General features: G+C 40.8%; 15 protein-coding genes. 8 read left to right on the forward strand and 7 right to left on the reverse strand.

Annotated features, from left to right (window positions below; genetic code table 11):
- The first annotated feature begins 13 nt into the window (after nucleotides 1–13).
- The 7 genes from MWU84_RS02445 (at nucleotide 14) to MWU84_RS02475 (ending at nucleotide 8,342) form a co-directional block, all read left to right on the forward strand.
- Nucleotides 14–1,537, forward strand: a complete 1,524-nt coding sequence (locus MWU84_RS02445; RefSeq protein ID WP_246897818.1) for an aldehyde dehydrogenase family protein — start codon at nucleotides 14–16, stop codon at nucleotides 1,535–1,537.
- An 18-nt stretch (nucleotides 1,538–1,555) separates the two neighbouring features.
- Complete coding sequence (locus tag MWU84_RS02450) at nucleotides 1,556–1,930, forward strand: DUF779 domain-containing protein (protein WP_246897821.1); 375 nt, start codon at nucleotides 1,556–1,558, stop codon at nucleotides 1,928–1,930.
- Nucleotides 1,931–2,076: 146 nt separating this feature from the next.
- Nucleotides 2,077–2,718, forward strand: a complete 642-nt coding sequence (locus tag MWU84_RS02455) for a hypothetical protein (RefSeq protein WP_246897825.1) — start codon at nucleotides 2,077–2,079, stop codon at nucleotides 2,716–2,718.
- A gap of 322 nt (nucleotides 2,719–3,040) precedes the next feature.
- On the forward strand, nucleotides 3,041–3,802 hold the full coding sequence (locus MWU84_RS02460) for an SGNH/GDSL hydrolase family protein (RefSeq protein ID WP_246897828.1): 762 nt from the start codon (nucleotides 3,041–3,043) through the stop codon (nucleotides 3,800–3,802).
- Between the two features lie 174 nt (nucleotides 3,803–3,976).
- Nucleotides 3,977–5,713, forward strand: coding sequence for an ABC transporter ATP-binding protein (locus MWU84_RS02465; RefSeq protein WP_246897832.1), 1,737 nt, complete (start codon nucleotides 3,977–3,979; stop codon nucleotides 5,711–5,713).
- 17 nt (nucleotides 5,714–5,730) lie between these two features.
- On the forward strand, nucleotides 5,731–6,513 hold the full coding sequence (locus MWU84_RS02470; protein ID WP_246897835.1) for a polysaccharide deacetylase family protein: 783 nt from the start codon (nucleotides 5,731–5,733) through the stop codon (nucleotides 6,511–6,513).
- A 41-nt stretch (nucleotides 6,514–6,554) separates the two neighbouring features.
- Complete coding sequence (locus tag MWU84_RS02475) at nucleotides 6,555–8,342, forward strand: glycoside hydrolase family 9 protein (RefSeq protein ID WP_246897838.1); 1,788 nt, start codon at nucleotides 6,555–6,557, stop codon at nucleotides 8,340–8,342.
- Between the two features lie 75 nt (nucleotides 8,343–8,417).
- Here MWU84_RS02475 and MWU84_RS02480 read toward each other — a convergent pair whose 3' ends face one another.
- From MWU84_RS02480 to trmB, 7 genes are all read right to left on the reverse strand, one after another.
- Nucleotides 8,418–8,747, reverse strand: a complete 330-nt coding sequence (locus tag MWU84_RS02480) for a 2Fe-2S iron-sulfur cluster-binding protein (RefSeq protein WP_031445582.1) — start codon at nucleotides 8,745–8,747, stop codon at nucleotides 8,418–8,420.
- Nucleotides 8,748–8,817: 70 nt separating this feature from the next.
- Entirely contained in the window at nucleotides 8,818–9,876 is a 1,059-nt protein-coding gene (locus MWU84_RS02485) for an NAD(P)/FAD-dependent oxidoreductase (protein ID WP_246897840.1), read from the reverse strand.
- Nucleotides 9,877–9,945: 69 nt separating this feature from the next.
- Nucleotides 9,946–10,188, reverse strand: coding sequence for a NifU family protein (locus tag MWU84_RS02490; RefSeq protein WP_246897842.1), 243 nt, complete (start codon nucleotides 10,186–10,188; stop codon nucleotides 9,946–9,948).
- 2 nt (nucleotides 10,189–10,190) lie between these two features.
- Entirely contained in the window at nucleotides 10,191–11,333 is a 1,143-nt protein-coding gene (locus MWU84_RS02495; RefSeq protein WP_246897844.1) for an Mrp/NBP35 family ATP-binding protein, read from the reverse strand.
- Between the two features lie 233 nt (nucleotides 11,334–11,566).
- On the reverse strand, nucleotides 11,567–11,902 hold the full coding sequence (locus MWU84_RS02500; RefSeq protein WP_246897846.1) for an MGMT family protein: 336 nt from the start codon (nucleotides 11,900–11,902) through the stop codon (nucleotides 11,567–11,569).
- Nucleotides 11,902–12,531 carry a LysE family transporter gene (locus MWU84_RS02505; RefSeq protein ID WP_246897849.1) on the reverse strand — a complete coding sequence of 210 codons (630 nt, stop codon included), beginning with the start codon at nucleotides 12,529–12,531 and terminating at the stop codon, nucleotides 11,902–11,904. The genes MWU84_RS02500 and MWU84_RS02505 overlap by 1 nt, the downstream gene beginning before the upstream one ends.
- Before the next feature lie 3 nt (nucleotides 12,532–12,534).
- Nucleotides 12,535–13,206, reverse strand: a complete 672-nt coding sequence (gene trmB / locus MWU84_RS02510; RefSeq protein WP_246897851.1) for a tRNA (guanosine(46)-N7)-methyltransferase TrmB — start codon at nucleotides 13,204–13,206, stop codon at nucleotides 12,535–12,537.
- Between the two features lie 205 nt (nucleotides 13,207–13,411).
- Between trmB and MWU84_RS02515 the strand changes: the two genes are divergently transcribed.
- Complete coding sequence (locus MWU84_RS02515; RefSeq protein WP_246897852.1) at nucleotides 13,412–14,413, forward strand: glycoside hydrolase TIM-barrel-like domain-containing protein; 1,002 nt, start codon at nucleotides 13,412–13,414, stop codon at nucleotides 14,411–14,413.
- Nucleotides 14,414–14,434 lie beyond the last annotated feature (21 nt).

The following is a 14,434-nucleotide window of genomic DNA, read 5'->3' on the forward strand; positions in this document are numbered from 1 at the left end:
AAAATATACGATCATGGGAGATGTAAAGACCACAACACAGAATAGGGTCGAAAGACCAGTATTTAAAAGTCAGTATGAAAATTTTATAGGCGGTACATGGGTGTCGCCCACCAAAGGGGAGTATTTTGATAATATTTCACCAGTAGATGGCAATAGTTTTACCAAAATAGCGCGATCTACCGCTGAGGATATTGAACTGGCGTTGGATGCCGCATGGGCTGCAGCCCCGGAATGGAATAATTCCTCCGCAGCATCAAGAAGTAATTTATTGTTGAAGATTGCGGATATAATGGAGCAAAACCTGGAAGTTTTGGCGCGGGCGGAAACCTGGGATAACGGAAAACCCATCAGGGAAACCATGGCTGCAGATTTACCTTTGGCCATAGACCATTTTCGCTATTTTGCGGGGGTCATAAGGGCAGAGGAAGGTACTGCCAGTGAATTGGATGCCAATACGGTATCCTTAAATATTCCAGAGCCTCTAGGAGTTGTTGGACAAATTATTCCTTGGAACTTTCCTCTACTTATGGCAGCTTGGAAGGTGGCACCTGCACTGGCAGCCGGAAACTGCGTAGTTCTAAAACCGGCAGAACAAACTCCTGTGGGAATCTTGGTGCTAATGGAACTTATAGAAAATGTATTGCCGGCAGGGGTGCTTAATGTGGTGAACGGATTTGGTATTGAGGCAGGTAAACCATTGGCTTCCAATCCCAGAATTAACAAGATTGCATTTACAGGCGAGACAACTACCGGGCAGTTGATTATGCAGTACGCCTCCAAAAACATTATTCCGGTTACTTTGGAATTGGGGGGTAAATCGCCCAACGTGTTTTTTGAAAGCATTATGGAAGCAGATGATGAATTCTTCGACAAATGTTTGGAGGGAGCGGCAATGTTTGCCTTTAATCAGGGCGAAGTATGTACCTCCCCATCCCGTATTTTGGTACAGGAAAGTATTTACGAAAAATTTATTGAGCGTGTTGTTGCCCGTACCAACAAAATAAGGCTGGGACATCCACTGGATCCTGAAACTATGATGGGTGCACAGGCTTCCAACGATCAATATGAAAAAATCCTGAACTATATCAAAATTGGAAAAGAGGAGGGCTGTGAAGTACTAACCGGTGGTGATGCAGCCTATAATGAAGGTTTGGAAGGGGGTTTTTATATTCAGCCCACTATTCTAAAAGGAAACAATAAAATGAGGGTCTTTCAGGAAGAGATCTTTGGTCCTGTTGTGTGCCTAACAACCTTTAAGGATGAGGCAGAGGCTATTGAGATTGCCAATGATACATTATATGGTCTGGGCGCTGGCGTATGGACAAGGGATACCCATCAGGCCTACAAGGTGGCCAGGGCAATTAAGGCCGGTCGCGTTTGGGTAAATAGCTATCATACCTATCCGGCACATGCTCCTTTTGGCGGATATAAGAAATCAGGAATTGGTAGGGAAACCCATAAAATGATGTTGAACCACTACAGGCAAACTAAAAATATGCTTATTTCCTACGACAAAAAAGCACTTGGATTTTTTTAAGAAGTAAAGTCAAATGATATGGTCAAAAGAGTATTGATTTCAGAAAATGCAAGGCAGGTATTGGAGCAACTAAAGTCCCAGCACGGGGAGCTAATGTTCCATCAGAGTGGAGGTTGTTGTGATGGGTCATCGCCCATGTGTTTTCCTAAAGGGGAATTAATGCTAAATGAAACCGATGTTTATCTAGGAGATGTTGCAAACTGTGCTTTCTATATGTCCAAAGATCAATTTGAATATTGGAAACATACCCAATTGACTGTGGACGTCACCGAAGGCAGAGGCTCCAGTTTTTCACTAGAAATACCGTTGGGATTGCGCTTTGTTATAAAGTCCCGTTTGTTTACAGGAGACGAATTTGCCCAATTGCGGCCTGTTGATACGGTCAAGAATTAGGAAATTCTCCGCTTTAATTACAAAAGTCGGTTTAAGTATAAGCTTAAACCGACTTTTTTTATTATACTGTGAATTTAACAGCATTTTAGGGGCACATGGCAAGGTATTTGATATTTTTGTATCTGTTAGGTACCTCAAACGGTTTTATGAGAATAGTATTTTTAACTTGCATTCTATTTTTAATTTCGCAGTTGGGTACGGCCCAAACAGACCTTCCCACGACCAATCCTTTTAAAATAGAAGGAGACAAAGGGGTTAGGGAAAACCCCGATCAAGGGACTGCATTGAAAATTCCTTCCATTATTACCTTAAAACCTACTACCAATCTCAGGGACTCCCTAACGGCCAGAAATATTAAGATGCTTCCGGACAGGGAATTGGTACAGGCTGGATATGGCCTAAAAATAGATCCCAAAGTTAACGAAAAGGAAAAGGAGGGTTCTTCTACTTTTTTTGGCAATATGTATTTGGGCGATATTAAGAGCAACGGGAAATTCGTGGGCATTGTGTGCCGTGACCATGAGTATGTAGATGGAGATAGGGTGAGAATATTGCTCAACGATAAAGTGGTGGAACCCAATATTTTTCTAACAGGTTCCTTTAAAGGAATTAACCTAGATTTGCAGAAGGGTTTTAATAGAATTGATTTCGAGGCACTAAACCAAGGTACTTCAGGACCCAACACGGCCCAAGTAAATGTATATGATGATGAAGGAAAAATGATACATTCCAATATGTGGAATTTATCTACTGGATCCAAAGCCACCATTATAATCATTAAGGAGTAGCTCAATAAGAAACACAAACACAGACCAATATGAAAGGATATTACTATTTGTTGATTATTAATCTAGTGCTTATTTTAATTCCTTATTCCTTAAGATTGTTCAGAAATTATAAAAGGAACAAGAACTGATAGGGATGTTTTCCAAAAATGGTTTAAACTACTTTTAACAACTACTATTATTAAATGAATGTCTTAAGCCCATATCTTTGAAACTGTTATGTTTTGATAGCATGAAGGTAGGCAGATACTTATTTGACCGCCATTGATTTTAGGCAGGAAAACCTCTCAACACTATTTTACGTAAATTTTATAAAACATCCTTGATGCGGTTGTCCTTATTATTTGTCCTTGCTATTGTTTTTACTGGCTGTTCCCAGGAAGGGGAATTGACCGCTATTGAACCTGCCTTGGACGATATTTTGGAAACTGAGCTGCCTTCAGCCCTTGACAATGAATTAGCTGGACCGTATTTAAACGAATCTGGGACCTATAATTATTTGGCCCTGGGAGATAGCTATACCATAGGAGCTAGCGTTACAAGTGCTGAAAGTTTTCCAATCCAATTAAAGGATAGATTGGAGCAGGGACTTGAGGTAGAAGTTAATACAGAAATTATTGCTGTAACCGGATGGCGAACAGATAATTTGTTGGACGGCCTCAACAGAGGGACTTTACACGCTTCCTATAACTTGGTAACCCTTTTAATTGGTGTAAATAACCAATATCAAGGTAGGCCCTTTAGAATTTATACCAAAGAGTTTCCACAACTTTTGGAGCGGGCCATTGAATTGGCCTATGGCAACCCTAAAAATGTGGTGGTAGTTTCTATTCCGGATTATGCCTATACTCCTTTTGCCTCATTTGGTAATACCGATAAAATATCCAAAGAAATTAATGCATATAATGCCTTTGCTGAATCCACGGCCTTACAAAAGGGAGTGCCCTTTTTAAATATTACGGACATAACCCGAAATGGATTGTCCAATCCAGAATTGGTAGCTGGGGATGGCCTGCATCCCTCTGGTGAGGCCTATAAGAGATTTGTAGATGTAATTTATCCGGTAGTACTTCCTATTTTTGATTAACGGTAATTTCTTTCAAAAGAAATTGGACACAAAGGTTGGGCTATTTTCTTGTTTTTAAAGTAACTTGCTGGTCACAGTTGTGGCTTAACAGAAGATTTTCTTGTGGTTGAGCTACTAATAACTTTGAGTACATTTACACTTTAAAAATCTCCTCAATAAAAAATATGATTCCTAATGTCCAATAAAAAAGTTAGTATTCTTACCGCCTTTAAAACAATAATTTGGCCGCGACGCAATTTGGTTTTTATCGGTCTGTTCTTGATCGTTATAAGTAATGCGGCAAATTTTGTAGGTCCTATCTCCCTTAAATATTTTATGGATGAGGTTATTCCCAATAAGGATATGGACATGCTTAAAATTTTGGTCGGTTTGGTAATCCTGTCAATTTTGGTACGCGCCGTAACCTCTTTTTTGTTGACCAAAATCTTGAGTGTCCAAGCCCAATACCTTATCTCGGAGCTTAGGGCACAGGTACAAAAGAAAGTGCTGTCGCTCCCGATCCGTTTTTTCGACAATGCAAAATCCGGAGCTTTGGTTTCCCGTATCATGTCCGATGTGGAGGGGGTTCGTAACCTTATTGGTACAGGATTGGTGCAATTGGTGGGTGGAAGTATCACGGCCATTGGTGCCTTGGTTTATATGTTGTGGATAAGTCCATCAATGACCTTCTTTACGTTTATTCCATTGGCCATTTTTGCTTTTATAGCCTTAAAGGCTTTTAAGGTTATCCGACCTATATTTAGAAATCGAGGTAAAATAAATGCTGAAGTTACGGGGAGACTGACCGAAACCCTTAGTGGAATTAGGGTAATTAAAGGATTTAATGCAGAAGAGCAGGAGACTAAAGTCTTTGAGAGCGGGGTAGAGCTGTTGTTTCAAAATGTAAAAAAGAGCCTTACGGCAACCGCTTTTATGACAAGTTCATCTACGTTTCTGATAGGAATTGCCACTACTGGAATCATGGGCATAGGAGGGTATAAAATTATGTATGAAGGTTTGAGTCTCGGGGATTTTCTGTCGTTCACCTTTGTTTTGGGCATCATGATCGCTCCTATTGTGCAAATGAGCAACATAGGAAGTCAACTTACGGAGGCACTTGCCGGTTTGGATCGTACTGAAGAACTAATGAATATGATACCGGAAGCCAATGAACAGGAAAGAACCATTGTTCTGGAAAAAATAAGGGGGGATATTGCCTTCAATGATGTCTCCTTTGCCTATGAAGAAGATAAGGAAGTATTGCACAATGTTAGTTTTGAAGTAAAATCTGGAAATGTGGTTGCCTTGGTGGGCAGTTCCGGTTCGGGAAAATCTACGATAGCCGGTTTGGCGGCAACCTTTCTAAACCCCCTCTCTGGGACCATTACCGTGGACGGCCAAGATATTTCCAAAGTTGATTTGAGTAGCTATCGCAAAAACCTGGGAGTTGTATTGCAGGACGAATTTTTGTTTGAAGGTACCATTAGGGAAAATATAATGTTCCCAAGACCCAATGCAACCGAGGAAGAAGTTCTAAGTGCCGTTAAGGCAGCTTATGTAGATGAATTTACAGATAGGTTCGAAAAAGGTCTGGATACGCTGATCGGGGAGCGGGGCGTAAAGCTCTCTGGCGGACAGCGGCAACGTATTGCCATAGCTAGAGCAGTTTTGGCCGATCCGAAAATTTTAATATTGGATGAAGCCACTTCCAATCTGGATACGGAAAGCGAAGCCTTGATTCAAAAAAGTTTGGCCGCCCTGACCCAGGGAAGGACGACTTTTGTCATTGCCCACAGATTGAGTACGATTAGAAAGGCCAATCAAATTCTGGTAATAGAAAATGGTCGAATTGCTGAAAAGGGTACCCACGATGAACTAATCGCCAAAGAAGGACGATACTATAACCTATTTACCTATCAGGCTAGGATTTAGAGGGAATATTCGAGGCTATGAGAATAACTTTATATTCTTTATTTATAATCGGTAGCATTCTGGTCGGCAATGCTCAAGATTTGCAATCGGAAAATTTCTCTTATTTAAAAGGGGCTTTGGTCAGGGGGGATATTAAGCGTCCTGCCTTATCGTTAATATTTACAGGTGATGAATTTGGGGACGGTGCCAAGTATATTCAGAAGCTCCTTAAAAAGGAAAAGGTGTTGGCTTCCTTTTTCTTAACGGGAAACTTTTACAGTAATCCAAAATTTGCCAGAACAATCAAAAAGTTGCGTGCAGATGGTCATTATTTAGGTGCACATTCCAACAAACACCTTTTGTATTGTGATTGGACCCAAAGAGATAGCCTGTTGGTTTCAAAAGAAGAATTTACACAGGATCTTCTGGAAAATTATGGAAAAATGAAAGAATTTGGCATTGAAAAGAAGGATGCCCGTTATTTTCTTCCTCCCTATGAATGGTATAACGATAGTATTGCCAAATGGACTGGGAATATGGGGTTGTTATTGGTAAATATGACCCATGGCACCTTGTCTCATGCGGATTATACTACCCCTGCAATGAAAAACTATAGGTCCAGCCAGGAAATTTTCCATAGTATCATACAATATGAAGAACGAAATAAAACTGGATTAAATGGATTTTTGCTGCTTATGCATATTGGTACAGCCCCCTCCCGAACAGACAAGCTGTATTATTCATTGGAAACCTTAATAGAACATTTAAAAAAAAAGGGCTATCAATTGCAAAGTATTGAAAGCTTACTGGATAGTAATTAAGAGGCAATATTATTATATTTAAGCTTTAAATCTTCCATCCTATGAAGCCATTAATTTTTTTGTTTTTGTCACTGGGACAATTACTTATGGGCAATGAAATCACTCAAGGCCCTTTTATTAGAATCAATCAGTTGGGATATTTATTGGATGAACACAAAACAGCAATTGTTTTTTCACATAAAAAGGTAAGTGAAGTGTTCCATTTAATCGATGACAACAACAATGTAGTGGCTACTTTAAGACCGAAAAAATCTAAACAGGAGGGTTGGGGGACCTTTGAATACTATTATGAACTGGATTTTTCAGATGTTAGGAGCAAGGGGACTTACTTTATTGAGGCAAAAAAATCCAAATCCCGCTCCAATCTTTTTAAAATAGGGAACGATGTTTATAAGCAAAAACCAGGGATTTTGTTGGGGTTTATGCGCCAACAAAGATGCGGTTATAATCCTTATTTTGATATGGTCTGCCATCAAAGGGATGGGCGGTCGGCATATGGTCCAATGCCCGATGGAACATTTGTAAATGCTTCCGGGGGTTGGCACGATGCGGGAGATCAACTTAAATATCTAATAACAGGAAGTTATGCCACGGCCCATATGTTAATGGCCTATGAATTATACCCCGATGCTTTCGAGGACCACGTAAACGCTCTGGGCCAACCACAGTCCAATGGTATTGCAGATGTTTTGGACGAGGCCAAATGGGGTTTGGATTGGATTCTGAAATTGCACCCTGAATCCGATCAATTGATACATCAGATTGCGGATGATCGTGATCATATTGGTTGGAAAATGCCGGATGAGGACAGCTCGGACTACGGTTGGGGTAAGAATAGTTATAGGGTTGCTTATTTTGCGACCGGAGAACCTCAAGGTCTTAACAAGTATAAAAGTGAGGCCAGCGGGGTTTCTAATTTAGCAGGCCGCTCTGCCGCTGCACTGGCCTTGGCGGCAAGAATATGGCTAAGGGATGTAAAGGATTCCATTTTTGCAAAAGGCTGTTTGGCAGCCGCCAAATCTTTATATAATTTGGGGAAGGAGAAGGAAGGTTTTCAGCAGGGTAATTCATATGGGGCCCCTTATCGATACTCAGAAAAGACTTGGGCAGATGATATGGAGTGGGGAGCCGCAGAACTATACAAAAGCACGGGTGATAGTAGCTATTTGAAAGATGCCAAGGAGTATGCGCTAAAGGCCAATACGATTTCTTGGATGCCCAGAGATTCGGTTGGACATTATGAATATTATCCATTTGTCAATTTGGGCCATTTTGCCCTATATGACCAGGTAGATAAGGATTTCCAAAATACGTTGGCCGGATATTACAAAAGTGGTTTGGAAGATAATTTGAAGAGGGCATCCAAGAATGCCTATAATATTGGCGTTCCTTTTATTTGGTGTTCCAATAATTTGCTTACCAGTCTAATTACACAGGGCATTCTTTATGAAAAAATGACAGGTGATCAAGGTTACCACCAATTTTTGGTAGAACATCGGGATTGGCTTTTTGGTAGAAACCCATGGGGAACTTCTATGTTTACCAAAATGCCGGAAACTGGGGAATATCCTTTGGATGTACATACCAGCACTTGGGCACTGACGAAAAAAGAAGTAGCCGGAGGATTGGTGGATGGTCCGGTCTACGCCTCAATTTTTAATTCCCTAAAGGGATTACGTATGGATAATCCGGACGAATTTAAAGCCTATCAAAATAAATTTGTGGTATACCATGATGATATTGGGGACTATTCTACCAATGAACCTACTATGGATGGCACTGCCGGATCTATAATCATGATGGCCCATTGGGCGGATGAAAAACAATAGTCTGAAGACCAAATTAAATGCTATTGCCAGGTTTTAAAGGAGATAGACCACTAAATAAAATAAGGTGACTTCTTTCTAGCTCTCAGGAGCCAGCTCCACTTCCAAACCTTCCAAATCTTCGGTAATATGGATTTGGCAACCCAAGCGGCTGTTGTCCTTTACGTTGAAAGCCTCTGCAAGCATGGCATCCTCATCATCGGACATTTCGGGCAATTGGTGGTCAGACTCTACATAGCACTGGCAGGAGGCGCACATGGCCATACCACCACATATACCAATGGTTCCCTCCGGGGCAAGTTCGTAGGAACGAACTATTTCCATTAGGTTCATATTCATATCCGTGGGTGCGTCTACCTCGTGAACAACCCCATCCCTGTCCTTAATTTTTATTTTAACATCGCTCATGCCAGAAATATTCTTTTTTGCTAATAGCCAGCAAATTTAAGGGATTTACTTTAGGATTTGGTTGTTTTTTTTAATCAATGGCCTTTACTACTGCCTTGGGGGCTTCTTTTTTGCTGCCATCAAAACCGGATACTCCGCCAACAGTGGTATATTTCATAACATATTTTTTGTCCGGGAAAATACGCTGGTAGGCACTTTGGCACATTAGGGTTGCTTCGTGAAAACCGCAAAGGATCAATTTTAGTTTTCCGGGATAGGTATTTACGTCCCCGATGGCATAAATTCCGGGAATGTTGGTCTGATAATCGAAAGTGTCCACTTTTATGGCATTCTTTTCAATTTCCAATCCCCAATCCGCAATGGGTCCCAGCTTGGGAGATAGCCCGAACAAGGGAATAAAATCGTCGATTTCCTTAATAATTTCTTCGTCCTGTTCACCGGATTTATTGATGACCACGGCCTCCAATTTCCCCGATCCTTTTAAGCCAACCACTTCTGCAGGGGTAATGAGGTTAATTTTTCCAATATTTTTCAAGGACTGTACCTTCTCTACAGAATCCAGAGCTCCTCTAAATTCATTTCTTCTATGTACCAAAGTCACTTCTGAAGCAACGTCGGCTAAAAAGATACTCCAATCAAGAGCAGAATCACCTCCACCGGCAATTAACACTCTTCTATTGCGATATACTTCTGGATCTTTTATAAAATAAGCAACACCTTTATCCTCATAATCCTTGATTTTGTCGATCAAGGGTTTTCTTGGTTCAAAACTACCAAGGCCGCCAGCAATGGCTACGATTGGGGCATTGTGCTTGGTGCCTTTGTTGGTAGTTACCAAAAAGGTGCCGTCTTCCAATTTTTCTATGGTATTGGCCCGCTCCCCCAAGGTAAATCCGGGTTGGAACGCTTTTATCTGTTCCATAAGGTTATTTACCAGATCACCTGCCAAGACCTCTGGGAATCCTGGGATATCGTAAATGGGCTTTTTTGGGTATATTTCGGAACATTGCCCACCTGCCTGTGGTAAGGCGTCTATTAAATGGCATTTAAGCTGCAACAGGCCTGCTTCAAAAACCGCAAAAAGACCTGTTGGGCCTGCACCGATAATTAGAATATCTGTTTTAATCATGGAAAAAAGAACTTAAAATAGCTGCAAAGCTAAAAAAGGAATTGAGAATAGATTATGATATTGATCAGGTTAGGGGCCAACATTTATAACCTCCTGTATTTGGGGGGCATATTTTTTTATGGTCATTTCAACCCCGCTCTTAAGGGTCATTTGGTTTACTGAACAGCCTACGCAGGCGCCCTCCAATTTTACTTTTACGGAATTGTCATTGTCTATGGAAATGAGGGAGATATCCCCCCCATCACTTTGCAAAAAAGGACGGATTTCCTCCAATGCCTTTTCAACGTTGTTTTTAAGTTCAATCGATGTCATAATTACTTCTTTTTAACAGCCGAACAACCTGCCATTGTAGTTATTTTAATAGCCTCCGTTGGAGGTAAACTTTTGTTTCTATCCACCACTTCCTGAACTACATTTCTTGTAATTTCCTCAAAAGCGGTTTCAATTGCGGTTGCCGTTTGCAGCGCCGCCGGCCGGCCTACATCACCTGCCTCCCTAATACTTTGTACCAAAGGTACCTCCCCTAAAAAAGGAACATTTAAATCCTCTGACAAATGCTTGGCCCCTTCTTGCCCAAAAATATAATATTTATTGTTGGGTAGTTCCTCTGGTGTAAAATACGCCATATTTTCTACGATACCCAACACCGGCACATTAATGGAATCTTGTTGGAACATTGCCACTCCCTTACGGGCATCTGCCAATGCCACTTCCTGTGGGGTACTTACTACCACGGCACCCGTAATGGGTAAGGATTGCATGATGCTCAAATGTATATCCCCCGTTCCTGGAGGAAGATCCAGTAGCATAAAATCCAGTTCTCCCCAATGGGCATCAAAAATCATTTGATTAAGCGCTTTGGCAGCCATGGGGCCTCTCCAAATCACCGCCTGATTGGGTTGGGTGAAAAAGCCAATCGATAGGAGTTTTACACCATAGTTTTCTATGGGCTTCATTTTGGATTTTCCTTCAATATTTACGGCCAAGGGTTTTTCCTGTGCAACATCGAACATAATAGGCATGGACGGACCATAAATGTCCGCATCCAATAGTCCTACTTTAAACCCCATTTTAGCCAAGGTTACGGCTAAATTTGCCGTGACCGTGGATTTTCCTACCCCTCCTTTTCCGGAAGCGACGGCTATAATATTTTTGATCCCTGGGATGGGTTTACCTTTTATCTCATTTGCCTTTGGCTTGGCAGCGGGGGCATCCACTTTTACATTTACAGTAATTTTGGCTTTGTTGTACACCTTGTCGTGTATCACCTTTAAAATTTCTACCTCGGTTTTCTTTCGTGCCTGCAAACTTGGGTTCGAAATGGTAATATCAACAACTACCTCATCTCCAAAAACCATGATATTTTTAACCGCGCCACTCTCCACCATATTTTGTCCTTCTCCAGGGACAGTGATGTTTTCAAGGGCTTTAAGTATGTCTTTTTTATCTAATTTCATCCTAATCCATTCTTATTCAGTCATTATTAAAACTGATTCTAAATTACAAAGATAGGGCTTAGGAGCGAGATTAGGAAGGAAGGGAATTGAAAAGTAAAATAAGGCAATAAGTATCCTCTATATGCTTTGATGAATTCCAAATTATTGGCAATTGTAATCAAGGAATTTATTCTATAATCGAGATTAAAACCTACCTGCCTGTACCCGTTCAGGCGGGCTTGCCCCGAGGTAGTTTACTTTAACTCCTGCCAAGGATCCCAGAAATGAACATCAAAATTAACAATTTGATTGTCCACTACCTTGATGCCCTCATTTTCCAATAATTGCTGCATTAAATTGGTGCCTTCAAAATGATGTTTCCCTGTTAAAAGCCCTTTTCTGTTAACCACCCTATGAGCGGGGATATCCCCAACTTTATGGGCACCATTCATGGCCCAGCCCACCATTCTGGCACTTCTGGCAGTACCCAAATATTTCGCAATGGCACCATAAGAGGTAACTCGGCCAAAGGGTATTTGTCTGGCTACCCCATAAACTTTTTCAAAGAAGTTCTCGTTTTCGGGTTTCATCAGGTATAGAAAATTCTAATTAAGGTAATCACCAAAAGCAGCATCATTAAGGCACTTAGGATATAATTGGAATTCTTTGAAAATCTATTGTTCTTGGTTTCCAATTTGGTGAAATAGACCGTATACAGATAGAGAACTGTAAAGGTGCCGCAGCCAGCTGCAAGAATAAAGGTGGCAATATCGCGGAACTGAAATTTTATCCAACCGGAGGCATTCCACATGGCATTCAGCCCACTGTAATAGGGTATGGTCAATAAATTTAATGCGGCTAGCAATATCCCTTTAAAGAAACTATTTTTCTTGCTAACCTTGACTATTTTAGGTCGATTCCGTTTCTTTTTCTTGGCTTTGACAAAGAAGTAGACGGCAAAAAAAGCGAAGACAATTAGGGCTATTTTTAAGAGCAGGTCTATAATTTCTGGATTTTTGAATAAAAATTTGGAAATCATTACAGATATATAGGCCTGGATAATAATCATGGTGGATACCCCAAGACTAAATATAATACCGTTGGTCTTGCCCTTTTCCACACTTATCTTGGCGGCGTTCATATTCAATAGACCTGGAGGGACGGTAGCCATAAATGCGGCTGAAAAGGTGGCAAAAAAAAGGGTGAGTAAATGTTCCATGGCCTACCGTATTCTAAACTTGATATAGGTGATTGGTTTTCCTTTCTCAAGATACTGTTTTTCGTAGAAAGTCTGTATTTCCAGAACTTCTTTTGGGCTCCCTTCATTTTTGTATACATCGTGATTGGCATATAGTACTTCCAATCCTTTACCGTGTAACAGGCCCAAGGTATATCCATGCATAAATTCGCTATCGGTTTTTAGATTAACCACCCCGTCATCTTTTAAGATCAATTTATACTTTTCCAAAAATACCTCATTGGTAAGTCTATGCTTGGTACGTTTATATTTTATTTGGGGGTCTGGAAAGGTAATCCAGATTTCGGAAACTTCATCGGCGGCAAAAAGTCCGTCTATCAGTTCTATTTGGGTGCGCAAGAAGGCTACATTGGACATGTTTTCCTCAATGGCCGTTTTGGCTCCACGCCAAAATCGGGCTCCCTTTATATCGATACCAATAAAATTTTTATTCTTGTTTTGCTTGGCCATTCCAACGGTATATTCCCCTTTGCCACAGCCCAATTCCAAAACTAGAGGATTGTCATTGCCGAAGAATTCATTCCATTTTCCCTTCAAAGAAAATGTGCCATTTGTAATTTCTTCCCTGTTGGGTTGAATTACATTCCCAAAAGTTTCATTTTCCTTGAATCGCTTCAGCTTATTCTTACTTCCCACTCGTCAATGATAGTTAAATTAATGGCAAAGCTAATGAAATCTAAACTTGTTTCTTAGGAAGTGGCCTTTGGTTGTTTGATCTTATTTGCAATTAATTGGAAAGCCTTAATTTTTATAGCCGATAACCAACATTTAACACGGGTTGACCGGCTATTTTTTATAATGAACAAGAAAAGGATTAAATTAGAGCTGTAATTCATTGTAAATGCAAAAATTAGGACTTCTTTTCTTATTACTGTTGCAACTTGGTTGTAGTGGTCAGGCAATGGAGAAATTCAATGGGGTAAGTTTTGTGGCCTCTCGCGAAAAGGTAGTCCAGGAACATGTGGATGCTGTCAGGAAAATAAATGCCAAATGCGCTGCGGTTATGCCCTTTGGATTTATTAGGGATGCTGGCTCTCCAGAAATAATTTTCGACACCTCAAGGCAATGGTTCGGTGAAACGAAGACCGGTGCCAGACAATACATAGACATTTTGCACCAGAATGGTTTAAGAGTAATGTTGAAACCTCAGATTTGGATTTCCAGAGGAGCATTTACCGGCCATTTAAAGATGAATTCCGAGGAAAAATGGAGGGCTTTGGAGGCCTCTTATCACGATTTTATTATGGCTTATGCCTCTCTAGCCCAAGAAACTAAGGCCGACGCATTTTGTATCGGGACCGAGTTGGAGCAATTTGTTAGCCACAGACCGGGATATTGGACCGAACTGATCAAAAAGATTAGGAGTGTTTACAAAGGGAAACTTACCTATGCGGCCAATTGGGACGAATATGGGCGAACCCCGTTTTGGGAAGATTTGGATTTTGTAGGGATAGATGCCTACTTTCCTCTGAGTGATGAAAAAACCCCAAGTGTTGAGCAATTAAGAAAGGGGTGGCAACCGCACAAAGAGAAAATAAGATCTTTGTCCTTGGCTACAAACAAACCCATAATCTTTACTGAATACGGTTATAGGAGCAATAATTATACGGCAAAGAAACCTTGGTTGGTAGATCATAGTCAGGACGATGTGAATCTTGAGGCCCAGGCCAATGCTACCAAGGCCATTTTTGAAGAATTTTGGAAAGAAGATTGGTTTGCAGGCGGATTTGTTTGGAAATGGTTTATTGATCATGAAAAAGCAGGCGGACTAAATGACAACCGATTTACCCCTCAGAATAAACCGGCACAAGAGGTGATCAAGAGTTTCTACGGGATTCACTAAAGGCATTTTCAGATTTATTCT

Origin of the sequence: Arenibacter sp. F20364, from assembly GCF_023015905.1 — a bacterium.
GTDB lineage: Bacteria > Bacteroidota > Bacteroidia > Flavobacteriales > Flavobacteriaceae > Arenibacter.